Here is a 22,604-nt window from a genome sequence, read left to right on the forward strand (position 1 = left end):
TCACCGTCCGAGTCCTGCAACGACTCCTCGCCCTGACCGCCGCGATCTGGCACAACCACAAGACCGGTGGACCCGTCATCCGATCACTGACCGCCTACGACCACTGACCTCGGAATCAATCATCTAGCGGGCGGCGCGACGTCACCGACGTCACCACCGTCGAAACGCGTACGGCCACGGCCACGGCCACGGCCCCCTTCCCCCGGAAACGGGCGACGGGGGCCGTGGCCGTACGAGGAGCCCTTGCCGTCGAACCGGTACACGCCCGAGCGGCTGCCGATGCGGAACGGTCGGGTTGCTGATGCGTCGGGCGGCCATGCTCCGGTGTGTGCCCCTCCGCTGCCGGTGGACCGGGGCCCGGACCGTTCCGGGCGCGGTGGGGCGCGAACCCCCGCCACGAACCCCGATCCGGGAGCGCCATGTCCGTCCACGCCTCCCTCCACCGGTCCGCCGAACTGTCCGGTCGGGGCCGCCTCGCGGCCTGCCGGGCCGGTGACGCGGCCTTCGCCGCCCCCCGTCGCGCGGTGTCGACGGCGCCGCTGCCCTGGCCCCACGAGGGCCAGGCGAGCGTGGAGGTGGAGGGGGTCGGCTCACTCGGTACGGTCGGCGAACAGCGGTCGGTGCCGATCGCGGGCATCACCAAGGTGATGACCGCCCACGTGGTCCTGCGGGAGCATCCGCTGGGCCCGCGGGAATCCGGGCCCGTGGTCCGTGTCGACCGGGCCGCCGCCCGCGAGGCCGGCTCCACGATCGAATCGGTCGTGCCCGTCGAGGAAGGGCAGGAGTTCTCCCTGCGGCAGCTCCTCGCCTACATGCTCATCCCCTCGGGCAACAACATCGCCAGGCTCCTCGCCCGCTGGACCGCCGGCTCCGAGACGGCCTTCGTCCGCCGGATGAACGCCGCCGCCGCGGACCTCGGCATGCACCGAACCAGGTTCACCGGCTCCTGCGGGATGGACATCGGGAACACCAGCACCGCCGGCGACCTGCTCGTCCTGGCCCGCACGGTCATGCGGAACGAGGTGTTCCGGAGCGTCGTCGCCACTCCCTCGGTCCGTCTGCCCGGGGACCGGGGCGAGGCGCGCACCACCAACCGGCTGCTCGGCCGGCACGGGGTCATCGGGCTGAAGACGGGCACCAGCACCCCCGGCCGGGGGCAACGTCCTGGGGGCCGCGTACACGGACGTCGGCGGCACGCGCAGGCTCGTCCTCGGCGTCGTCCTCGCGCAGCGGACCGGCTGCTCCCCGGTGCGCGCGCGGGCGGCGGTGTGGGCCCACAGCCGGCGACTCGTCGAAGCCGTCCATCGCGCCCCGCTCCGTCTGGCCGCGGTCGAGCGGGGTAGGCGGTCAGAAGGGGCGGACTCGGCCGAGGAGGCAGCCATGAGCGAGCAAGGACACGCGGAGCAGGTGCGCCCGAACCACCCCCGGGGTCACGACCCCCAGGGCCGCCGCCCCGAGTTGCTGCCCGACGAGGGTGCCATGGTCGATGAGCACGGGCGCCCGCCGGGAGTCCCTTCGCGGACGGGTACCGGTTCCAGCGCGCCTCCGGCCGATCCGGAGCGCGTCGAGCGGGCCGCCACCCGGTGAAGGTTGCGTTTCAGGGGCACGTGGGTCGACCATCGAATCAGGTCGGATCGGGGTCATGTCCCTGGGAACGCGGAGCGCGGAGCGGGAACCGGTCCCGGCGAGGTGAGGTGACCCCATGGGGAACGCTTTCGGAATCGCGACGATCTCCCGCGGCCGGACCGTGCACCTGATGCCCCAAGGGGAGCTGGACGAGGAGACGGGTGCCGCCTTCGACCGGCTCGGCACCGAACTCGGCGCCGACACCGAAGTGGTCATCTGCGACCTGCGTGGAGTGGGGTTCATGGACGTGTCCGGCCTGCACCACCTCCTCGACTTCGTCCGTACGGTGCAGGAGCGGGGCGTCCAGTTCCACGCCTGGCACTGGCAGCGACAGCCGACGAGCCTCCTGGCGCTGGTCGACGGCCTCCGACCGCCCGTCGCCGCGGAAGCGGGCGGCCGTGACGTGATGGCCGGGCTGCTGCGTCTGGACGTCGACGCGAGCGCCGACGCGGGGCGTGCCTGCGGCATGGACGTGGCGCGGCCGCCGAGTGTGGTGAACCCGCGTGGAGTGGGTACGCGCACCCATGTGGAAACCGTCCGTTCCCGGGCGGTCGTCACCGCCGATCCAGGCGGACGGGTCCGGGGAATCGAGACTGGAGGCCGCGGGAGCGGGGATGACTCTCCATCTGAGACAGCACAGCGATCTTGACGGGACGACCGCGGCCGCCACGGCCCGCGACCTCACCCGGCACTTCTTCGATGACGCCTCGCGCGGTGGCCGCTTCGTGGCACCCGAGGTCAAGGACACGACGCTGTTGCTCGTCAGTGAGCTCGTCACCAACGCGATCCGCCACACGGCGGACGGCTGCGTTCTCGACCTCGAACTGGAGCCCGACGAGATCGTGATCGACGTCACCGATTACAGCGACGCGGAGCCGCGCCTGAGGCCGCCCGATCTGGAGGGCGGCGGTGGATGGGGCTGGGCCCTGGTCCATCAGCTCGGCAGCGGCGTACGGATCCGGCACCGGCCGGGCGGCAAGACCATCCACACCGGTGTCCGCCTGCTCCCGCCGGAATGATCTCCAGACACGCCGGCCGGTCCGTGCGTGCGTACCGCCGCTCCGGGTAGGCGCCGGACGCGAGCGAGGGGGCGTACGGACGACCGCGGGCCGAAGGAGAGAACCGTGAAGGGGACGCACCAGAGCCAGCAGCAGACGGACCGTTCCGAAGGGACGGCGCGGACCTGCTGGGACGACTTCGAAGCCTTGCGCGGCCAGATGGACCGCCTGTTCCGGCAGCGGCCCCACCGCACCCCGCCGACGGAGGGGAGCGGCACCGCGGGCGAAGAGGGACGGAGGCGACTCGGATGAACGGACACATCGGCTCCGCGCGCTCGGGCGGCCCTGCCCGGGCCCTCGACCCGGTGTCGGCCGGGTGGCTGAACGCCCTGGCCGCCATCGAGCGCACACCCGCCCTGGATCCGGCCGTCCGCGTGCTCCAGCACGGGATCCGCGGGCTTCCGCTGGGCGCCGTACGCGACCTCCTGCGCGGCAGGCAGCTCGGGCATCCCCTGCATCCCGTGCTGGTCCAGCTCCCGGTCGGCTGCTGGCTGTCGGCCGGGGTGCTGGACGCGGTGCCCGGAGGACAGCCCGCCGCCGCGACGCTCACGGCGGTCGGCCTGGCGGGGGCCGGGCCGGCGGCCCTCGCCGGCTGGGTGGACTGGGCGGAGCTGCCGCCGGCGCGGGCCCGGGTCGGCCTGGCCCACGCCGTCTCGAACGTGGCCGTGATCGCCTGCTACACGATGTCCCTCTCGGCGAGGGTCCGAGGGCACGCGCTCAAGGGCCGGGGCTGGTCCGTCGCCGGTCTGGCGGCCCTCGCCGTGAGCGGTGCGCTGGGCGGACACGTGGCCCACGGACCGGACCCGGCCGGCGAACCGGCCGCGACATGACGGGCGGGACCCGACCCGAGCGCGGCGGGCGCGCGAGACGAGAGCGGTGGTGTGGTCATGGCGCGACCGGTGTGGGCGGGCGTGCTGACCTTCGGGCTGGTCAGCCTGCCCGTCGGCCTGTACACGGCGACCGACAGCCACACGATCCACTTCCATCAGCTGCAGCGCGGCACCTCGGACCGGGTCCGCAACAAGCGGGTCAACGAGCGCACCGGCGAGGAAGTGCCCTTCGAGGAGATCGTCAAGGGCTTCGACGACGGTGACGCGTACGTGCTCGTGGAGCCGGAGGAGCTGGACGAGATCGCGCCGGGCCGTTCCAAGTCGCTCGACATCGAGGGGTTCGTGGATCTGGCCGAGGTCGATCCGATCTTCTTCGACGCGACGTACTACCTGGCACCGAAGGACAAGGAGTACGGGAAGATCTACAGCCTCGTGGAGCAGGCCCTCGCCAAGGCGGAGAAGGCCGGGATCGCCCGGTTCGTGATGCGCAGCCACGAGTACCTCGTGGCCGTGAAGGCGGAGAACGGCCTGCTCACCTGCCACACGCTCCACTGGGCCGACGAGATCCGAGACCCCCGCAAGGAGATCGACTCCCTGCCGCGCAAGGCCAAGGCCTCGCAGAAGGAGTTGCGCATGGCCGAGCAGTTGGTCGAGGCGCTCGGCATGGAGTGGAAGCCCGAGGAGTTCCACGACACGTTCCGGGAGAAGGTCGCCGCTCTCATCAAGGCGAAGCGGGCGGGCGAGAGCGTGGAGAAGGCGGAGCCCGCGGCCGAGTCCACCAACGTGGTCGACCTCGCGGAGGCGCTGCGTGCCAGCGTCGAGCGGGCCACCGGCTCCCGGGGGAAGTCCGCGCGGCACGCGAAGAAGCGCGTCGGCGGGACGCCGGGGGCGGAGGAGTTGGCGGGCCTGACCAAGGCGGAGCTCTGCGAGAAGGCCGCGGCGGCCGGGATCCCGGGGCGCTCGACCATGACGCGCGACGCACTCCGCGACGCACTCCGCGACGCGCTCACCGGCTCCGCCACGGCCACCGGCTCCGGATCCCGTCGGGCGGCCTGACCCGGGGAGTACGGCAGCCGCGCCACCGCACGCACCACGAGTCGAACCGGCCGAAACCGGGCATGGCGCAGCGCGGCCCGGGCAGACGCCGGGATTGGGACGGACGAGAACGGGCAGGCGCCGCAGTGAGCAAGCCGTCTCCCACGAGCCGGAGTCACCATGACGAACGCAACCACCCCCACCGGCGCGCACGTACGGGCCGGGTCGCCGACCCGTCCGACCGGCTCGGGACCGAGCCCGGTGCCGCCCACCCGTCCCGTCCCCGGCGATCCGCACACGCCGAGGCCGATCCCGATGCCCCTTCCCGACCCGGAGCCGTCGCCCGAACCCCCGCCGTCGCCCCCGACCCGGTAAGCGGCGGCCCCTCCCGGACGTCGGCGCCGCCCGAGCCCCGCTCACCGCCCCGGGCCCGGGCGGCGCCGGCGCGTTCGTACGTCCGCGGGCAGGGGGGCTGCCCCCGGAGGGGTTCACCTGCCGATCGGGGGTAGGCGCCAGGGGTGAGTTACGTAAGTCCCGGCAAGGAGTACACCCGAGACGGCCGCTACCTCAGCACCCGGATCACCGCCGACGGGCGCAACGGCCACCGGATCGAGCCCGACCGCTACCGGCTGGTGGTCAGCCGGGCCTGTCCGTGGGCGAGCCGGGCGGTGATCGTACGCAGGCTCCTCGGGCTGGAGCGGGCCCTGCCGATGGCCGTCGCCGGACCCGTGCACGACGAGCGGAGCTGGACCTTCGACCTCGATCCCGGCGGGCGTGACCCGGTGCTCGGCATCGAGCGGCTGGAGGAGGCCTACCTCGCGCGTGATCCCGACTACGACCGGGGCATCACCGTGCCGGCGATCGTCGACGTCCCGACCGGCAAGGTGGTGACGAACGACTTCCCGCAGATCACGATCGACATGGCCGTGGAGTGGAAGCCGTACCACCGGCCCGGGGCGCCGGAGCTCTACCCGCCCGCGCTCCGGCCGCACATCGACGCCGTCAACGAAGTGGTCTACAAGGACGTCAACAACAGCGGTCTACGAGGCCGGGTTCGCCGGGACCCAGCGGGGCTACGCCGCGGCCTACGAACGGCTGTTCGCCCGGCTCGACTGGCTGTCCGTCCGGCTCGAACGGTCCCGCTACCTCGTCGGGGACACCATCACCGAAGCCGACGTACGGCTGTTCACCACACTCGTCCGGTTCGACGCCGTGTACCACGGGCACTTCAAGTGCAACCGTCACAAGCTGACGGAGCTGCCGGTGCTGTGGGCCTACGCGCGCGACCTGTTCCAGACCGCCGGCTTCGGCGACACCGTCGACTTCGACCACATCAAGCGGCACTACTACCTCGTGCACACCGACATCAACCCCACGGGAATCGTCCCGGCCGGGCCCGACCCGACGGCCTGGCACTCCGCGCACGGCCGCGCCGCTCTGGGCGGACGCCCGTTCGGCGACGGCACCGCACCCGGACCGGTCGCTCCCGAAGAGCGGGTCGGACAAGGCGCCGGGCACGGGTGAGGGCGAGCGCCCCGCGGGGCGCGCCCGGTGGGGGTGCGCACCCCGCGACATGATGCGCAGACCCGTGGGTAGACGCCGTCCGGAGAGACCCCTCGGGAACAGGCCCTTCAGGGAGGCGCGATGCCGAGCGATACGCAGGCGGGACGGGACGAGTCCACGGAGGAACGCGCCGACCGGCAGTGGCAGGAGCTCATCCAGGAGATCCGGGTCGCTCAGACGGGCGTGCAGATCCTGTTCGGATTCCTGCTCACGGTGGTCTTCAGCCCCGTCTTCGCGGGGCTCGCGCAGACCGAGAAGACGATCTACGTGGTGACCGTCGTCCTCGGCTCCCTGTCGACCGGCGCGCTGATCGGTCCGGTCGCGTTCCACCGCATCGTCTCGGGGCGCCGGATCAAGCCCGAGGCGGTCGCGTGGGCCGCCCGCCTGACGTTCACCGGCCTCATCCTGCTCCTGGCCACGAGCACCTCGGCCCTGCTCCTCGTCCTGAGGGTCGCGACCGAGAACGCCCTCGCGCCGTGGCTCGTGGGGGGAGTGTTCGCCTGGTACGTGCTCTGCTGGTTCGTGCTGCCCCTGTGGGCCCGGATCCGCTACACCTCCAAGCGCTGACGGGGAGCGTCGGCACGCTCAGCCCGCTGCGGCGAGCTGCTCCTCCGCCGCGCTGATGGCTTCATAGGCGCTGGGCCGGCCCATGAGCACGCACAGGGTGTACGCGGTGTCGTCCATGGCCCGGATGGCCGCGGGGTCCTGGGGCGAGGCCGCGAGGCGGGCCTGGCATCCGCGCAGCCGCGTCAGGACCTCCTCGGTCCGGGCGGGATTCGGTGCGATCCCCGCCCCACGGGGCCCCGCTGCCGGTCCGCGGGACCGGGCGGTTTCGACGGCTCGGCGCACGGCGCGTTCGAGGCGGGCGGGCAGCTCGGTCCCGTACGCGGTGGCGGTCAGCGCGGCTGCCAGGTCTTGGGGGGCGACGTCGGCCAGGTCGGCGGCCGTCGCGAGGATGCGCTGCGCGTCGCGGGCCGAGCACGGGGTCGTGGCCATCAGCATCCCGACGGCCCAAGTGCCCGTCGGCACGGCGACCGGGTGGGGTGTCCCGGCGGCGGACGGGGCCTGTCGGGTCGGCGGAGTGGGTTCTCCGGGTGTCGGCACGAGGTTCCTCCGGTCCGGGGCGGCGGGTGCGGTGCGGTGGTCCGCGTAGGGAAGGTACGCCCGCCGTCTGACCACGGGCCGCGCGGCGCGCTGGTTCAGGGCTCGAACAGGTGCCGTGACCCGTGAGGCCGACGCGGAGCCGGGACGGCCGACGCCGCGGCCGTGTCCGTCAGGGCCGTCCGTTCCCGAACCGCTCCACGATCGCCGCGCAGAAGGCGTCGAGGTCGTCCGGTTTGCGGCTGGTGACGAGCGTCGCGGGCGCGGCTTCGCAGACGCGCAGGGGTTCGTCCACCCAGGTGCCCCCGGCGTTGCGGATGTCGGTGGCCAGGCTCGGCCACGAGGTCAGCGTGCGGCCCCGGACGACGTCCGCCTCCACCAGCATCCACGGCGCGTGACAGATCGCCGCGACGGGCTTGCCCGCCTCGAAGAAGCTACGGGTGAACCCGACGGCCCGCTCGTCCAGGCGCAGGGCGTCGGGGTTGGCCAGCCCGCCGGGCAGGACGAGGGCGTCGAAGGCGTCCGCGGTGTCGCCCGCGAGGATGTGGTCGACGGGGAAGCTGCCGGCCTTGTCCAGATGGCGGTAGGCGCGGACCCGGCCCGGTCCCGTCGAGACCAGCTGCGGATTCCAGCCGGCCCGCTCGACGGCCTTCCAGGGCTCCGTGAGTTCGATCTCCTCCACGCCCTCGGGCGCGGTCAGAAAGGCGATGCGCACCGGACTCGCCTCCTTCAGTCGGGGGGTTCGGGCACGACGGGCCGTTCGCCGGGCGAGGGCTGCTCCGGAGCCGGTCGCGGGTCGCCGGGCTCCGGGCCGGGGCGCGCGGGCACGGGATCGCGAGGTAGTGGATCAGGCCCTTCCGGCGTGGGTCCGGGGCCCTCGGGCCGCGGTTCGGTGGTCCGGTCCATGCGCCTCACCTCCGGGTTCCGTCCCGTGGACCTCCCACGGGGTCCGTGCGTGCGGGACCGGCCGCACGCCCGGCGCCTGCCCCCTCCCGCGCTCCCCAATCCACCCCGGCCGGGGTGCCGGGCCGGGGTGTCGGGCGGGGCCCCTCAGACCGCGGCCACGGCCTCGACCAGGCTGTCCACGACCCGGCTGAGCCGTCCGTCACGCCGGTACGCGGCCCGTTGCCGTGCCGCCCCGTTTCCCTCGGTCCGGACCTCGTCGAGCAGGTCGTCGACGAGGGCGGCGTCGCCCGACGCCGCGAGCCCCGGGGCCGCGCGTTCCCGTAGCCGGGAGACCAGGGTCCAGGCGGGCACCGGGACGCCGCTGACGGGGTCGAGGCCGTTGCCGTGCAGGCCGTGGGCGGCCGCGAGCCGGTGGGCTTCGCGGAGCCTCGCCGAATGTGGCTCGGGGGCCCCTGCGCCCTCGGCCGCCTCCATGCGCAGGGTGGCGGCGAGGCCCCGTACCAGCACGGCCAGGAGGACGACGGCATCGATCCGGGCGTTCACGTCGGCGACGCGGATCTCCAGCGTCGGCACGTGCTCGGACGGGCGGGCGTACCAGTAGATCATCCCCCGGTCCAGTACCGTGCCGCTGCGTACCAGCTCGTCGGCGCAGTGCTCGTACGAGGCCTCGTCGAGGACCGGGGCGGGTCCGACGGTGGGCCAGCGGGCGTGCTCCACGGCGCGCCAACTGGCGTAACCGGAGTCCCTGCCCCGGTCGAAGGGGGAGTTGGCCGCGAGGGACTGGAGCACGGGCAGCCACGGACGCATCCGGTTCGCGAGGTCGAGGGCCTGCGCCCGGCAGTCGATGCCGATGTGGATGTGGCAGCCGCAGACCGCCTGGTCGTAGTCGCCGAGGACCCAGGCGAAGCGCGACTCCATCCTGCGGTAGCGCTCGTTGCGGGTGACCGTCAGGGGATGCTCGGGCGGTACGACGGGGGTGCCGGCGGCCAGCAGCAGGCACTCCTCGGCGGCCGCGGCACGGATCACCTCGGCCCGGAGCCGGGACAGCTCGGCCCGGAGCGCCGCGGCGCTCGTGGTGGGGTTGGTGCACACCTCGACCTGGGCGGTGAAGAACTCCGGCTGGACCAGCGGGCCGAGTGCGTGCGCCGCGGCTTCTATGACCCGGGGGCCGCGCCCCACCGGGGCCCGGCTGCCGCGGTCGACGAGCAGGAACTCCTCCTCGACGCCCATCGTCAAGGCCCGGACCCGTCCGGACGCGGCTGCGGATGTGGCTGCGGATGTGGATACGGTCAGTGACATCGAAGGCCCCTCCGTGGATCGAGGCGGATCAGCCGGTCGATCGGGCCTCGGCGTCCCGGGGCTGATGAAGGGCACCTACCCCTCGGAGCGCGGCTCACGCAGGGGACCCGTGACGGCGGGGACCGGGGTGGCTTACGGGGTCCGGCCGCGCGGCCGTCAGCGGTCAGCGGTCAGTCGTACTCCGGGACGAACGGCAGGTAGTCCCGGTCCTGGACGGACGGGATCACCGTGTAGCTGGCCTCGGGAAGCTCGTTCCACACGCCGGGCAGGTCCCCCAGCGGTTCGGAGACCACGATGCGCGAGGCGTCGGAGATCTCGCGGAGGTACTCCACCTCGGGGTGGAGGTGGCGGACGGTCTCGGCGCGGCTGCTGTAGAAGAGCGACCGGGAGGCACCCTGGCTGGAATAGCGGAACGCCCAGAGCCGCTCGCCGTCGCTGATGGCCAGGGTCATCTGGAGCGGTTCCGCGACACCGTGCTCCTTCCCGAGCCGCTCCACGAGCCCGGCCATCCTGGCCACCGCCCCGGGGACGTCCTGGTCGAGCCCGAAGGTCACCGCCAGGTAGAACATCACCTCGGAGTCGGTGGACCCCTCGATGGACGAGAAGAGCGCCGGGTCGACGGCCAGACAGAGGTCGCGCTGAAGCCGGTGGAAGTCCGCGATGGCCCCGTTGTGCATCCACAGCCACCGGCCGTGGCGGAACGGGTGGCAGTTGGTCTGCTGGACGGCCGAGCCCGTCGAGGCGCGCACGTGCGCGAAGAACAGGTGCGAACGTACGTGGGCCGCGAGCTCGCGCAGATTGCGGTTGTTCCAAGCCGGGGCGATGTCCCGGAAGACCGCCGGTGTGCCGTCCCCGTTCCCGCTGTACCAGCCGAGTCCGAAGCCGTCGCCGTTCGTCGTCTCGACGCCCATCCGGGCATGGAGGCTCTGGTTGATGAGCGAGTGCTCCGGACGGTAGAGTACGGCGTCGAGCAGCATGGGCGAACCCGAGTAGGCGAGCCACCGGCACATGCGCAACCATCCCTTTCGCGGCCTCATTCCGAGCCTAACCCCGCGGCAGTCGGCCGCCACCGCGGCGGCGGCCGACTGCCGCTCAGCAGATCCGCGGAAGTTGCTCCCCGATCGGCAGGTCCACCACGCGGGTGCCGCCCAGCCGGGTGCGGGCCACGACCATGCCCGGGTGGGCCTCCACCGCCTCGCCGATGACGGTCGCCCCGCGGCCCAGCGGATGCGCCCGCATCGCGTCGAGGACGGCCTCGGCGTGCTCGCGCGGTACGAAGGCCACGAGCTTGCCCTCGTTGGCCACGTAGAACGGGTCCAGGCCGAGGATCGAGCAGGTGTTGGCGACGGCGGGCGGTACGGGCACCTCGGCCTCGTGGACGAGGACGCCGGCTCCGGAGGCCGTGGCGATCTCGTTGAGCGCGGCGGCCAGACCGCCGCGCGTCGGGTCGCGCAGGACGTGCAGGTCCGGGGTGACCGCGAGCATGCTCCGTACGAGGCCCCCCAGCGGCGCGCAGTCGCTCTCCACGTCCACCCCGAACTCCAGGCCTTCGCGGACGCTCATGATGGCCACGCCGTGCAGACCGATGTCCCCGCTGACGATCACCACGTCGCCCGGGACGACCCGCTGCGCGCGCAGGTCCACCCCCGCCGGGATGATGCCGATGCCCGCGGTGTTGATGTAGACGCCGTCCCCGTGCCCGCTCTCCACGACCTTGGTGTCCCCGGTGACCACCTCCACGCCCGCGGCCCGCGCCGCGTCGCCCATCGCCCGGGCGACCCGCGCGACGACGGACATCTCGACGCCCTCCTCCAGGATGAACCCGCAGGAGAGGTAGGCCGGTTCGGCCCCCGACATGGCCAGGTCGTTGACCGTGCCGTTGACCGCGAGGTCGCCGATGGAGCCGCCGGGGAAGAACAGCGGGCGCACGACGTAGGAGTCCGTGGAGAAGGCCAGCCGCACGCCCCCGAGGGAGAGCGCGGCGGAGTCCCCGAGCTGGGCGAGGGCGGTGCCGCCGAACTCCGGGAGGAAGAGGTGCTCGACGAGCTCGGCGGACAGGGCGCCGCCGCCGCCGTGGCCCATCACCACCCGCGGATGGTCGCGCAGCGGTGCCGGGCAGGTCCAGCCGGTGATGTCCAGTGGCGCGGTCTCAGCCAACGGGGCTCGCCTCCAGTGGCGTCGCAGGAGAGGCCGGCGCGGCCTGGAGGTCGAGCCGGCGGTAGAGGTAGTACGCGGCGCAGGCGCCTTCGCTGGAGACCATCGTGGCGCCGAGGGGGTTGCGCGGCGTGCACAATGTGCCGAAGGCCTCGCACTCGTGCGGTTTGATGAGTCCCTGGAGCACCTCGCCGCTACGGCACTCGGCCGGCTCCTGCGTGGTGATCCCGGTGACCGAGAAGCGGTGCTCGGCGTCGAACTCCCGGTAGCGCTCCGACAGGCGCCAGCCGCTGTCCGGGATGACCCCGATCCCGCGCCAGGCCCGGTCCGTGACCTCGAAGACGTCTTCCAGCATGGCGAGGGCGGCTGGGTTCCCCTCCGGCCGGACGGCGCGCTCGTAGGCGTTCTCCACGGTGTGCTCGCCCCGTTCGAGCTGGAGCACGGTCCGCCGTACCCCTTCGAGGATGTCCAGCGGCTCGAACCCCGTCACCACGATCGGCACCCGGTACCGGGCAGCGAGCTCCGGGTACTCCGCCATCCCCATCACGCTGCACACGTGCCCCGCGGCGAGGAAGCCCTGCACCCGGCAGCTCGGGGAGCGCATGATGGCCTCGATGGCCGGGGGAACCCGTACGTGGGAGACCAGCAGGCTGAAGTTGGGGATCCCCAACCGCTTCGCCTGATGGACCGTCATCGCGTTCGGCGGGGCCGTGGTCTCGAAGCCGATGCCGAAGAACACCACCTCCCGGTCGGGGTTCTGCCGGGCGATGGTCAGGGCGTCGAGCGGGGAGTAGACCACCCGCACGTCGCCGCCCTCGCTGCGGACCCGGAACAGGTCGCGGCCGGTCCCGGGCACCCGGAGCATGTCTCCGAAGGAGCAGAAGATCACGCCCGGCCGGGAGGCGATCTCCAGTGCCTTGTCGATGACCTCCAGCGGGGTGACGCAGACGGGACAACCAGGACCGTGGATCAACTCCACCTGATCCGGGAGTAGTTGGTCGATCCCGTGCCGGATGATGGTGTGGGTCTGGCCGCCGCACACCTCCATCAGCGCCCAGGGCCGCGTCACCGTGGAGTGGATCTCGTCCAGGAGCCGCCGCGCGAGGGCGGGATCCTGGAACTCGTCGATGTACTTCACCGGGGGCCTCCCTCGCCGCTCTCGCCGCCGTCGGCGGCCAGCTCCCATGGGTCTCCGAACTCCTCCTGGAGCATGCCGAGTTCGGCGAACAGTTCAAGGGTCTGCTTGGCGGACTCCTCGTCCAGGCGCTGCAGGGCGAATCCCACGTGCACGATGGCGTACTCGCCGACCTGGAGGTCCGGCAGGTACTCCAGGCACACCTCCTTCTGTACGCCGCCGAAGTCGACCGTGGCCATGCGGGTGCCGTCCTTCTCCGCGATGTCAAGCACTCTGCCGGGTACGGCCAAGCACATGGGCCTCTCCTCGCTGTGGGGGGTCGGTGGCGCCGTGGGCGGCCGCCACCATGAGCTGGCCGAGTGCCAGCCCGCCGTCGTTCGGCGGGACCTGGCGGTGCCGCAGTACGGTGAAGCCGCGCTCGCGCAGCGCGCGGGCGCAGGCCGAGGACAGCAGGGTGTTGGCGAAGACCCCGCCGGTCAGCGCCACCGTGTCCAGCCCGTGCCGTTCGCGGGCCAGGACGCACAGTCCGGCGACGAGCGCGGTCGCGCCGGCGTGGAACCGGGCCGCGACCACGGACGGATCCGCGCCCGCCCGCAGGTCGGCCACCACCGCTGCCAGCAAGGGCGCCGGGTCCGCGGTGACGGGGCCTTCGAGGCCGGGCGCCGGGAGGTCGAGGGCGAAGCCGTACGCGTCGGGGCCGGGATCCGCGGCCGCCTCTCCCGCCGCCCGCAGTGCGGCGGACTCCAGCTCCATGGCGGCCTGGGCCTCGTACCCGGAGCGCTGGCAGATGCCCGCCAGGGAGGACACGGCGTCGAAGAGCCGCCCCATGCTGGAGGTCGGCACACAGTTCAGGCCCAGCTCCAACTGCCGGGACAGGAGCCGGAATTCCTCCTCCGGGCAGCTGCTCGCACACGGCAGGTCCGGATCCCAGGGGATGCCCGCGGCCTGCAGGTGGGACAGGGCCATGCGGTACGGCCGGTGCACCGCGGCGTCGCCGCCCGGCAGCGGCACGTACGCGAGGTGGGCGAAGCGGGTGTACCCGGCGTAGTCGGCGAGGAGCACCTCGCCGCCCCACACCGCGCCGTCGTCACCGTAGCCGGTGCCGTCGAACGCGACGCCGATCACCCGGCGGCCGCCGTCCAGGCCGTGTTCGGCCAGCGCGGAGGCGATGTGCGCGTGGTGGTGCTGGACGCGTACGAGCGGCCGGCCCCCCGTGGTGCGGGCCGCCCACCGGCCCGACCGGTACCCGGGATGCCGGTCGGTGGCCAGCAGGACGGGAGACACTCCGGTGATGGATTCCAGTTGCCGTTCGGCACGCTCGAACGCGACGTGGGTGGCCACGTCGTCCATGTCCCCGATGTGCGCCGACAGCCAGGCCCGGCGGCCCTCCCCGAGACAGAGGGCGTTCTTCAGATCGCCCCCCGTCGCCAGCGTGGCGGGAACCGGCAGCGGCAGCGCCACCGGCAGTGGGGCGTAGCCGCGCGAGCGCCGGACCAGCAGCGGGGCACCGTCGCATACCCGCACCACGGAGTCGTCGCACGGAACGTGGATGGGCCGGTCGTGCGTGAGCCAGCCGTCCGCGAGGCCGGCCAGCCGCTCCAGGGCCTCGTCCTCGCCGGTGACGATGGGCTCACCCGCGAGGTTCCCGCTGGTCATGACGAGCAGTCCGGGCCCCGGGGGATCGCCCGGCAGCCCGAACAGCAGCTGGTGGAGAGGGGTGTACGGGAGCATGACGCCGAGGTCGGGGCTGCGCGGCGCGACCTCTTCCGCCGGTCCGGCGACGCCGGCGCGCCTGCGGAGCAGCACGATGGGGCGGACGCTCCCGGTGAGCAGCGCGCGCTCCTCGGGGCCGATGTGCGCCAGCCGCTCCGCCTCGGTGAGGTCGCGTGCCATCACGGCGAAGGGCTTGTCACCGCGGGACTTGCGCCGCCGCAGCTCCGCCACGGCTCCCGGACGGGTGGCATCGCAGGCCAGGTGGTAGCCGCCGAGCCCCTTGACCGCCAGGATCGCGCCCCGGGCCAGCAGCCGCCGGGCCCCGGCGACCGGATCCGTCCCGGTGAGCTCGTACGGGGCCCGCCCGCCCGCGGCGACCAGCAGCCGCAGCCGGGGCCCGCAGGCCGGGCAGGCCACGGGCTGGGCGTGGAAGCGGCGGTCGGCCGGATCGGCGTACTCGCGGGCGCAGTCGGGGCACATCGGGAAGCCGGCCATGGTCGTGTGGGCGCGGTCGTAGGGCAGTCCGGTGACGATGGTGAAGCGGGGGCCGCAGTGCGTGCACGTGATGAAGGGGTGGCGGTGGCGGCGGTCGGCCGGATCCGCCAGCTCCGCGAGGCAGGCGGCGCACGTGGCCGTGTCCGGGGAGACCAGGGTCCGGACCGGGCCGCCGCTCCGGGAGGCGATGATCGCGAATCCGGCGCCGCCGACCACCGGGACCTCGCAGTGGTCCACGGCGTCCACCACGGCCAGCGGGGGCGCGTCGGCCGCGAGGCGCTCGCAGAACGCCGAGACGGCGGCGGGAGCACCCTCGACCTCGGTCACCACGCCCTCCGGGGTGTTGGTGACGTGCCCGGCCAGGCCGAGCCCGGTCGCCCGGGCGTAGACGTACGGCCGGAAGCCGACGCCCTGGACCACGCCCTGGACGGTGACCCGGCGGCGCTGTACGGACTCCATCAGCGGGTCTGCCCCCACGCCGGCGCCGGTGCGGGGGGCGGCATCGGAGCGTGCCCCTGGTCGCGGCCCGCGGCGTGAGCGTGCCCGTGGTCGTGGCCCGGCCCGTGCGCGTGGCCGTGGCCGTCGCCGTCGCCGGATCCGTGGCTGTGTCCGTCGCCGTCGCCGTCGCCGTCGCCGTGTGCGTGTGCGTGTCCGTGTGCGTGGCCGTGTCCGTCACCGGCGCCCTGCGCCGGAGCGCAGCCGCGGGCCATCACCGGGATGTGCGCAGCCGCCCCCGCTCCGACCGCCCGTGCCCGCTCCAGCAGGAGGCCCACGCCCTCGCCCGTGCGGGCCGACGTGAGTGCCACCTCCACCCCGGGATTGACCCGCTGGACGTTCGCGCGGAAGGCCGCCTCGTCGAACTCGACGGCCCGGGCGATGTCGGTCTTGGTGATGACGACGAGCTGGGCCAGCCCGAAGGCCGTCGGGTACTTCAGCGGCTTGTCCTCGCCCTCGGTCACCGACGCGAGGACCACGCGCAGCGACTCCCCGAGATCGTACGAGGCCGGGCAGACCAGGTTGCCGACGTTCTCGACGAAGAGCAGCCGCGTCTCCTCGGGCAGCCAGCCGTGCAGGTGGCGGCCCAGCATCGCGGCTTCCAGATGACAGAGCCCGTCGGTGAGCACCTGCTTGACCGGCGCGCCCGAACGGGCCAGCCGTACCGCGTCGTTCTCGGTGGCCAGGTCCGCGGTCAGGGCGGCCACGGCCACCCCCCGTTCCCTCGCGAGCAGCAGTTCCCGCTCCAGGAGCGCGGTCTTGCCGCTGCCCGGACTGGACAGCATGTTGACCACCGTCGTGCCGCGGGAGGCGAGTTCGGCGCGCAGGGCCTGCGCGGCCCCGTCGTTCTTGGCGAGTACCGCCTGTTGCAGGTCGACCACTCGGCACATGGGTCAGGCCTCCTCGGAGATCGGTGCGCGGCTGGGGACCGCGGCGGCCTCGGCGGCCCGCGCGTCCTCCCAGGTGACGGTCAGGATGCGCAGCTCGCGTCCCGAGAGCAGCTCCACCTCCGTGGCCCGTCCACAGCCGGGGCAGCACAGTTCGGGAGGCATTCCCACGGCCCATTCGCCCGTGCAGGCAGCGCAGCGGGCGCGGGCCTCGACGGGGCGGACGACGAGCTCGGCGCCCTCCAGGACGGTTCCGGCGCAGGCCAGTTCGAAGCAGAAGGCGAGTGCATCCGGGACCACCCCGGCCAACTCGCCTACGTGGAGCTCCACTCTGCTCACGGCACCGCCGGCCTCCGGGGCCGCCTCTTCCACCTGACCCACGACGGCCATGGCGATCGACATCTCGTGCATCGGCTTCCGTCTCCGTCCTGCCGGGGCTCATTACACCGGCAGGACCGGGGCGGCACGGCCGGGCACGCCGAGGGCCCGTACGCCCCGTACTCCATTCGGAGGCCGGGGCGTACGGTTCACATGCGGCGGATGCGCAGGTAGCGCCTGATGTCGGGCAGGACCTGCTTGAGGACGGCGACCAGGGCCAGGGCGGCGGCTCCGCCGACGACTGCCTTCTTCACGGTGTGCTCCTCAGTTCTCGGCGGTTCGGGTCGCCCGGTCCGGGCGCGTACGGCTCCTCCTGGCGGACCAGGTCCAGGAGCGCGCGCACGGCCTCCGGCACCGCGTCGGCCACGGGCGCACTCAGCCCGATGCCCTCCTCGACGCAGGCGGGTTCGCATCCCAGGACCAGTACGCGACGGGGTGCTTCGGCGCCGGTCCCGGCGCACAGGGTGTCCAGCAGGGCGAGGACGGTGGCCGGAGACATGTCGTGGCCGTCGAGAGCGGCCCGGCCCGGGGGAGCGCCCACGTCCTCGGTAGCGCCCACGTCCTCCTCGCCGACCTCGATCAGGTACAGGGTGCCGGGCGCCCCGCCGCGCGCGGTGGCGTCGACGAGGACGGCCGTGTCGTAGCCGTCCAGCAACTGGTAGGCCAGGTGGACCCCGCGCACTCCGAAGTCCACCGCCTCCACGCCCTGCGGCAGCGGGTGCGCCGTCAGGGCCCGCAGGGTCTCCACGCCGAAGCCGTCGTCGCCGAGGAAGACGTTGCCGATGCCCGCGATCAGGGTGCGGCCGCTCACGCCCGCTCCCCGGGGGTGACCTCGTCCGGCTGGAAGTACAGGAACCTGCCCTGTTCCCGGCGGATGTCGGCGCCGGGGTCGCCCTCCACGGTGACGGCCAGGTGCACACCCCCGTCGACATCGTGCAGGACGGCCTCCACCCGGGCGGCGCGGCCCTGGAGGAACAGGTCCTGGGCGTCGGTCCGCCGCAGCCCCGGGCGCAGCACCACACGGCTTCCGACGCCCACCCGGACTCCGTCGACCGTCACGTGCTCGGGGACGGGTGCCGCGGAGTCCGCCCCGGCGGGGTCCCACCAGGGCGTCTCGGGCCGGAACAGGGCGTCGGGGTCCGCGGAGCCGGTCTCGCCGGTGATGTCGCGCAGGCCCCGTACGGCCCCGTGCAGCCGTTCCAGTACCTCGGGCGGCATCGAATCGGCCAGCTCGATCACGGCGGCCGCCCGGGGATCCGTCCCGCGGGCCTCCCGCTTCTCCTGTTCGGTGAGGGCCGCGGTGCGCAGCGCCAGGATCTCGTCGATCTCGGTGGCGTCGTACATGGCCCCGGCGCTCTCGGGGGCGATGGCCGGGTGGTCCTCCAGGATGATGGGGGAGGACAGGACCACGTCCGTGCGGCCCGGCTCGCCCGCCAGCACCGGCCAGGTGTTCCGGTTCTCGCAGGTCGCCACCGCCCCCTTGGCCCACTCGGGCGGGTCGGTCATCGACAGGAAGGAACCGGAGTCCAGCGCCAGCAGGAGATGGGCGGCGACGAGGGAGCGGGGCAGCGCCTCCTCCCGGGTCGCGGACGGATCCGCCGGGGCCCACGGACTGGTGTTCTCCACCACGGCGGTGAGCTTCGACACCCGGTACGGGCCTTCGAGTTCGGCGGCGCGCAGGCGCAGCAGCCCGTCGATCCGCTCCGTACGCCGCACCAGGCGGCCGACCGTGCGTCCGTCGGCGTCGAGGACCGGCTCGACCTCCTCCCGGGCGGGACGGGAGACGGGGAAGACGGCCTCGGCTCCGGACAGTCCGGCCACGGCGACGGACACCTCGACCCGCTCCTCGGTCCCTTCGTCCCAGGGAACCAGGACGCGGTCGGCGAGCTGGAGTTCGGCGACCTCCTCGAACGTGCCGTCGGCGAGGGCCCGTTGGACCGTACGCCGCTGCGCGTGCAGGAAGCGCAGTTCCACGGAGAGCGTCGCCGCGCCCCGGGGCTCCAGCAGGATCTCCGTCCGCTGGAAGGAGTGCTCCCCGTGCGCGGGGGCCCAGGCGGGCGGCACGATCACGCCGAACTGCCAGCGCATCCGGTTCTTCGCCGCCGAGGCCCGGTAGGGGTAGAGGACGTACCCCTCGAAGAGGACGGCGTCGGCCACCTGCCGCGCCGTGGCGAAGCGGGAGTCCGGGGCGTCGGCGGGGGCGTGGGCGGTCGTGGTCATGGTGCCGTCCTCTCGGAGACGAGCGGCGGCGGCGCCCCCAGCCGGACCGGGCCGGGCTCAGGGCCGGCCGCGGTGTCCAGGAGGGTGCGCACGGTGGCCTCCCAGGAGGGGAGGGCGTGCCGCGAGCGGAAGGCGAGCAGCTCGGCCATCGTGTCGGCGGGCAGACGCAGCCAGCCGCACCCGGGGAAGTGCTGCTCGACCATCTCCCGCCATACGGCCACGGGCATCCGGTAGGCCGCCTCGCGGTCCCAGGGCACCGGTTCGACGTGGAAGCCGCCCGCCCCGGTGAACGCGGTCCCCGAGAACAGCATCAGCATCGGGACCTCACCGCCCTGGAGCGCGGCGAAGTACCGGGTCGCCGCGATGTCCATGTCGTAGCTGCACGGCACCACGAGGTCGACCTCGGTCTCCCCGGTGAAGCTCGGCACCATCACCGAGACCTGCGCGAACTGCACGGGTTGGAGGGTGGAGCCCCAGCGGGAGGGAGCGCCGAAGAGGTCGGCCAGGCCGTCCGCCTCGGCCGGGCCGTAGCGGCGCTTGGCGGGTTCGACGCGGAGCTGGCAGCGCAGGGCGACGGCGTGCACGCGCACCCCGGGCGAGGCGGTCAGCCGCAGCCGGAACACCAGGGTGGGTCCGGCGGCGTACGGATCGGCGCGCACCCCGGTGCAGGCGAAGGCGAAGTCCGTCACGGCCGCCCCGCTTCCACCGGATCCGGCGCGATCGCCCGGGCCCGCCGCTCCACCCGCTCGAAGAAGACGCGCAGCGCCTCCCGGGCCTCCGCGCCCCCGTCGAAGCCCTGCCAGAGCATCCGCATCCGGCCCACCAGCTCGTAGCAGATGTCGATGGGGACCAGGTGGCAGGTGGTACGGCCCTGCGCCCGGTGCAGCAGCAGCGCCTCCACGTCGGGTTCCAGCAGGGCGGCCAGCCGTCCGGCGCCGAGCACCTGCTGCCAGGTCTCCGGGTCGAGCTCGCTCTCGGTGGCCCCGGCGGGGCTGGGGTAGAGCGCGACCAGGCGGTCCAGTGCGGCGTTGCGGAAGAGGAAGGCCACCCCGACGGGGATCTGGAGGGCCTCCCAGGCGCCGTCGCCCAGCGGATGCGCCGGGTCGGTGAGGTAGCGGTCCGGCACGGCGCGGAACCGGCCGGCGGCCGCCCCCGGCCGGTCGAAGAGCAGCGCGCAGGCGGTGCAGGCGCAGACCAGGGCCCGCCGCTCGGTCTCCACGAGGTGGCGGTGGCCGTCCTCGGCGACGGGCACCCCGCACAGTTCGCAGGTCTCGGGGCGCGGCGGGCGCACGCCGGCGAACCGGCGCAGGCCGCGCGCGGCCGGGGCCGGCGCGCTCACCGCACCCGTGCCGGGGTCTGCGGGCGGGCGCCGATCTGCAGGAGGGCGGGTGTGGGGGCCGCCTTCTCCACCTCCACGGAGGTCACTTCGGGCGCGAAGGCCGCCAGGGCGTCCGCCACGCCCTGCGGTACGGCCGAGGAGCCGGCCTCCGCACCGCCGCAGCCGCAGCCGCCGGCGGCCGCGGGAACGCTCAGCCGCAGGACGCCGGAGGCCGGGTCGAAGCCGAGCAGCTCCACGGGCTCCGGTGCGGACCGCAGCGCCCGCCCGATCCGGACGCGCACGTCCTCGGGGTTCAGGTCGTGAAGGGCCAGCAGGCTCGCCACGAGCTCGTCGTCGAGCAGCGGGGCCAGGCCGTGGTCGCCGAGCCGTTCCGTGATCCGGGCGAGCCCGGCCCCGTAGAACTCCATGAGGCCCCGGACCAGTTCCTCGGCGGCGGCGCAGGCCGCCCGGTCGCCCGTGGCGGCGAGCCGGTCGAGCACCTCGTCCACCCGGCGCCCCGCCTCCCGGGCGTCCACCCGGGTTCCCGTGCGCGCGGCGCTCATCCGCCCAGTCCGCTCAGGCCGGTGGGCACGTGCATGGTCTTGACCGTCTTGCCGCCGCCCACGTACATGTGCACCCCGCACGGCAGGCACGGGTCGAAGCTGCGGACCGCCCGCATGATGTCGATGCCCTTGAAGTTCTCCGGGGTGTTCTCCTCGAAGATGGGGGTGTTCTGCACGGCGTCCTCGTACGGTCCCGGGGTGCCGAAGGTGTCCCGGGTGCTGGCGTTCCACGGGGTCGGCGGATAGGGGTGGTAGTTGGCGATCTTCCCGTCGCGGATCACCATGTGGTGCGACAGGACGCCCCGGACGGCCTCGGTGAAGCCGACGCCGACCGCTTGGTCCGGCACCTCGAACTTCTCCCAGGTCTGGGTGCGTCCGGCGCGCACCTCCGCGAGCCCCTTCTCGGCGCAGTGCAGGGCGATGGCCGCGGCGTAGGCCTGGAAGTAGGTACGGGCCCGGTTGCGCTCCAGGGCGTTGCTCCACTTGGGGATCTGCCACTCGAAGGTCGTCTCGGGCTTGGTCATGGTCTTCGGCAGGTTGATGACCACGCTGTGCCCGGTGGCCTTGACGTAGCCCACGTCGACCAGCCCGGACAGCGCGGTGGACCAGAGCCGGGCGATGGGGCCGCCGCCGGTGTCGAGCGCCAGGTGGTCCTTGCCGTCGAACCAGCGGGGCGACATCACCCAGCTGTACTTGTCGTCGAAGTTGCGCTTCTGCGGAGCCGGGATGGTGTGCTGGTTCCACGGGTGGCGCGGGTCCACCGGGTTGCCGAGCGGGTCGTGCGTGACGAACTGCTCCTGCCCCTGCCAGTCGTCGTAGTACGAGCTGCCCAGCAGGATGCGGATGCCCAGGTTGATCTCGGTGAGGTCGTTGGTGACCAGTTTGCCGTCCACCACCACGCCCGGGGTGACGAACATCTTCCGTCCCCAGTCGGTCATGTTGGCGTACGTGAAGTCGCAGTACTCGGGGTCGTTGAGGGCGCCCCAGCAGCCCAACAGGACGCGCCGGCGGCCGACTTCCTCGTAGCCGGGCAGGGCCTCGTAGAAGAAGTCGAACAGGTCGTCGTGCAGGGGCACCACCTTCTTCATGAACTCCACGTACCGCATCAGGCGGCTCATGTAGTCGGTGAAGAGCTGGACCGACGCGATGGTTCCCACACCGCCCGGGTAGAGCGTGGAGGGGTGCACGTGGCGCCCCTCCATCAGGCAGAACATCTCCCGTGTGTAGCGGCTGACTTGGAGGGCCTCGCGGTAGAACTCGCCCTCGATGGGGTTGAGCGAGCGCATGATGTCCGCGATGGTGCGGTAGCCGTGCTCGCCCGCGTGCGGGGCCGGTGTCCGCTCGGCCAGCTCCAGGACCCCGGGGTTGGTCTCGCGGACCATCTTCTCGCAGTAGTCGACCCCGACCAGGTTCTCCTGGAAGATGTTGTGGTCGAACATGTACTCCGCGGACTCGCCGAGGTTGATGATCCATTCGGCGAGGTGCGGAGGCTTCACCCCGTAGGCCATGTTCTGGGCGTACACGGAGCAGGTCGCGTGGTTGTCGCCGCAGATCCCGCAGATGCGGCTGGTGATGAAGTGCGCGTCACGAGGGTCCTTGCCGCGCATGAAGACGCTGTACCCACGGAAGACCGACGAGGTGCTGTAGCACTCGGCGACCCGCTTCTGCTTGAAGTCGATCTTCGTGTGGATGCCGAGACTGCCCACGATCCGGGTGATCGGATCCCATGCCATCTCGACCAGGCCGCTGCCGTCGCCGGCCGCCTTCGTCTTCGGTTCCATCGTGTCTGCCGTGACCCTTCATCAGCGCGGGTGGAGGAGGTGTGCGG

25 protein-coding genes and 2 pseudogenes are annotated in these 22,604 nt (G+C 73.2%); 10 read left to right on the top strand and 17 right to left on the bottom strand.

What is annotated here, in order from left to right:
• From AC061S_RS10705 to AC061S_RS10750, 10 genes and pseudogenes are all read left to right on the top strand, one after another.
• Positions 1-107: pseudogene (locus AC061S_RS10705) on the top strand (IS982 family transposase); the annotation flags it as partial.
• 312 nt (positions 108-419) lie between these two features.
• On the top strand, positions 420-1,343 hold the full coding sequence (locus AC061S_RS10710) for a D-alanyl-D-alanine carboxypeptidase family protein (protein WP_478685637.1): 924 nt from the start codon (positions 420-422) through the stop codon (positions 1,341-1,343).
• A gap of 37 nt (positions 1,344-1,380) precedes the next feature.
• Positions 1,381-1,587: a hypothetical protein gene (locus AC061S_RS10715; RefSeq protein ID WP_478685638.1), complete on the top strand. Its 207-nt coding sequence runs from the start codon at positions 1,381-1,383 to the stop codon at positions 1,585-1,587.
• 115 nt (positions 1,588-1,702) lie between these two features.
• Positions 1,703-2,275 carry an STAS domain-containing protein gene (locus tag AC061S_RS10720; protein ID WP_478685639.1) on the top strand — a complete coding sequence of 191 codons (573 nt, stop codon included), beginning with the start codon at positions 1,703-1,705 and terminating at the stop codon, positions 2,273-2,275.
• The gene (locus AC061S_RS10725; RefSeq protein WP_478685640.1) at positions 2,241-2,645 is read left to right on the top strand and encodes an ATP-binding protein; all 405 of its coding nucleotides are present in this window, start codon (positions 2,241-2,243) and stop codon (positions 2,643-2,645) included. Before AC061S_RS10720 ends, AC061S_RS10725 begins: the two co-directional genes overlap by 35 nt.
• A gap of 105 nt (positions 2,646-2,750) precedes the next feature.
• Entirely contained in the window at positions 2,751-2,936 is a 186-nt protein-coding gene (locus AC061S_RS10730; protein ID WP_478685641.1) for a hypothetical protein, read from the top strand.
• Entirely contained in the window at positions 2,933-3,514 is a 582-nt protein-coding gene (locus AC061S_RS10735; RefSeq protein WP_478685642.1) for a DUF2231 domain-containing protein, read from the top strand. Before AC061S_RS10730 ends, AC061S_RS10735 begins: the two co-directional genes overlap by 4 nt.
• Before the next feature lie 57 nt (positions 3,515-3,571).
• Positions 3,572-4,570, top strand: coding sequence for a non-homologous end joining protein Ku (gene ku, locus AC061S_RS10740; protein ID WP_478685643.1), 999 nt, complete (start codon positions 3,572-3,574; stop codon positions 4,568-4,570).
• A 497-nt stretch (positions 4,571-5,067) separates the two neighbouring features.
• Positions 5,068-6,073, top strand: a pseudogene (locus AC061S_RS10745) (glutathione S-transferase family protein).
• 120 nt (positions 6,074-6,193) lie between these two features.
• Positions 6,194-6,679, top strand: coding sequence for a DUF6328 family protein (locus AC061S_RS10750; protein ID WP_478685644.1), 486 nt, complete (start codon positions 6,194-6,196; stop codon positions 6,677-6,679).
• Positions 6,680-6,697: 18 nt separating this feature from the next.
• Here the strand turns inward: AC061S_RS10750 and AC061S_RS10755 are convergent, their stop codons facing one another.
• From AC061S_RS10755 to AC061S_RS10835, 17 genes are all read right to left on the bottom strand, one after another.
• Positions 6,698-7,141: a DUF5133 domain-containing protein gene (locus AC061S_RS10755; RefSeq protein ID WP_478685645.1), complete on the bottom strand. Its 444-nt coding sequence runs from the start codon at positions 7,139-7,141 to the stop codon at positions 6,698-6,700.
• A 244-nt stretch (positions 7,142-7,385) separates the two neighbouring features.
• Positions 7,386-7,928, bottom strand: coding sequence for a type 1 glutamine amidotransferase domain-containing protein (locus tag AC061S_RS10760; RefSeq protein WP_478685646.1), 543 nt, complete (start codon positions 7,926-7,928; stop codon positions 7,386-7,388).
• A 335-nt stretch (positions 7,929-8,263) separates the two neighbouring features.
• Entirely contained in the window at positions 8,264-9,418 is a 1,155-nt protein-coding gene (locus tag AC061S_RS10765) for a carboxylate-amine ligase (protein ID WP_478685647.1), read from the bottom strand.
• 170 nt (positions 9,419-9,588) lie between these two features.
• On the bottom strand, positions 9,589-10,428 hold the full coding sequence (locus AC061S_RS10770) for a class II glutamine amidotransferase (protein ID WP_478685648.1): 840 nt from the start codon (positions 10,426-10,428) through the stop codon (positions 9,589-9,591).
• Positions 10,429-10,510: 82 nt separating this feature from the next.
• Positions 10,511-11,575, bottom strand: coding sequence for a hydrogenase expression/formation protein HypE (gene hypE, locus AC061S_RS10775; RefSeq protein ID WP_478685649.1), 1,065 nt, complete (start codon positions 11,573-11,575; stop codon positions 10,511-10,513).
• Entirely contained in the window at positions 11,568-12,710 is a 1,143-nt protein-coding gene (gene hypD / locus AC061S_RS10780) for a hydrogenase formation protein HypD (protein WP_478685650.1), read from the bottom strand. Before hypD ends, hypE begins: the two co-directional genes overlap by 8 nt.
• The gene (locus AC061S_RS10785) at positions 12,707-13,003 is read right to left on the bottom strand and encodes a HypC/HybG/HupF family hydrogenase formation chaperone (RefSeq protein WP_478685651.1); all 297 of its coding nucleotides are present in this window, start codon (positions 13,001-13,003) and stop codon (positions 12,707-12,709) included. Before AC061S_RS10785 ends, hypD begins: the two co-directional genes overlap by 4 nt.
• A complete protein-coding gene (hypF, locus tag AC061S_RS10790; RefSeq protein ID WP_478685786.1) occupies positions 12,972-15,374 on the bottom strand; it encodes a carbamoyltransferase HypF in 2,403 nt (800 codons plus the stop codon). Before hypF ends, AC061S_RS10785 begins: the two co-directional genes overlap by 32 nt.
• Positions 15,374-16,300 (bottom strand): hydrogenase nickel incorporation protein HypB, encoded by a 927-nt coding sequence (gene hypB / locus AC061S_RS10795; protein WP_478685652.1) that lies wholly within the window; start codon positions 16,298-16,300, stop codon positions 15,374-15,376. Before hypB ends, hypF begins: the two co-directional genes overlap by 1 nt.
• A gap of 3 nt (positions 16,301-16,303) precedes the next feature.
• Complete coding sequence (locus tag AC061S_RS10800) at positions 16,304-16,708, bottom strand: hydrogenase maturation nickel metallochaperone HypA/HybF (protein ID WP_478685653.1); 405 nt, start codon at positions 16,706-16,708, stop codon at positions 16,304-16,306.
• Between the two features lie 116 nt (positions 16,709-16,824).
• The gene (locus AC061S_RS10805; RefSeq protein ID WP_478685654.1) at positions 16,825-16,929 is read right to left on the bottom strand and encodes a DUF6893 family small protein; all 105 of its coding nucleotides are present in this window, start codon (positions 16,927-16,929) and stop codon (positions 16,825-16,827) included.
• Positions 16,926-17,486 carry a hydrogenase maturation protease gene (locus tag AC061S_RS10810; protein ID WP_478685655.1) on the bottom strand — a complete coding sequence of 187 codons (561 nt, stop codon included), beginning with the start codon at positions 17,484-17,486 and terminating at the stop codon, positions 16,926-16,928. The genes AC061S_RS10805 and AC061S_RS10810 overlap by 4 nt, the downstream gene beginning before the upstream one ends.
• On the bottom strand, positions 17,483-18,895 hold the full coding sequence (locus AC061S_RS10815; RefSeq protein ID WP_478685656.1) for a hypothetical protein: 1,413 nt from the start codon (positions 18,893-18,895) through the stop codon (positions 17,483-17,485). The genes AC061S_RS10810 and AC061S_RS10815 overlap by 4 nt, the downstream gene beginning before the upstream one ends.
• Entirely contained in the window at positions 18,892-19,584 is a 693-nt protein-coding gene (locus AC061S_RS10820) for a DUF6084 family protein (RefSeq protein WP_478685657.1), read from the bottom strand. Before AC061S_RS10820 ends, AC061S_RS10815 begins: the two co-directional genes overlap by 4 nt.
• Positions 19,581-20,234, bottom strand: coding sequence for a DUF5947 family protein (locus AC061S_RS10825; RefSeq protein WP_478685658.1), 654 nt, complete (start codon positions 20,232-20,234; stop codon positions 19,581-19,583). Before AC061S_RS10825 ends, AC061S_RS10820 begins: the two co-directional genes overlap by 4 nt.
• Positions 20,231-20,776, bottom strand: a complete 546-nt coding sequence (locus AC061S_RS10830) for a hypothetical protein (RefSeq protein WP_478685659.1) — start codon at positions 20,774-20,776, stop codon at positions 20,231-20,233. Before AC061S_RS10830 ends, AC061S_RS10825 begins: the two co-directional genes overlap by 4 nt.
• Positions 20,773-22,557 (bottom strand): nickel-dependent hydrogenase large subunit, encoded by a 1,785-nt coding sequence (locus AC061S_RS10835; protein WP_478685660.1) that lies wholly within the window; start codon positions 22,555-22,557, stop codon positions 20,773-20,775. Before AC061S_RS10835 ends, AC061S_RS10830 begins: the two co-directional genes overlap by 4 nt.
• Positions 22,558-22,604: the final 47 nt, after the last annotated feature.

It is taken from the genome of Streptomyces sp. CA189, from assembly GCF_056428985.1.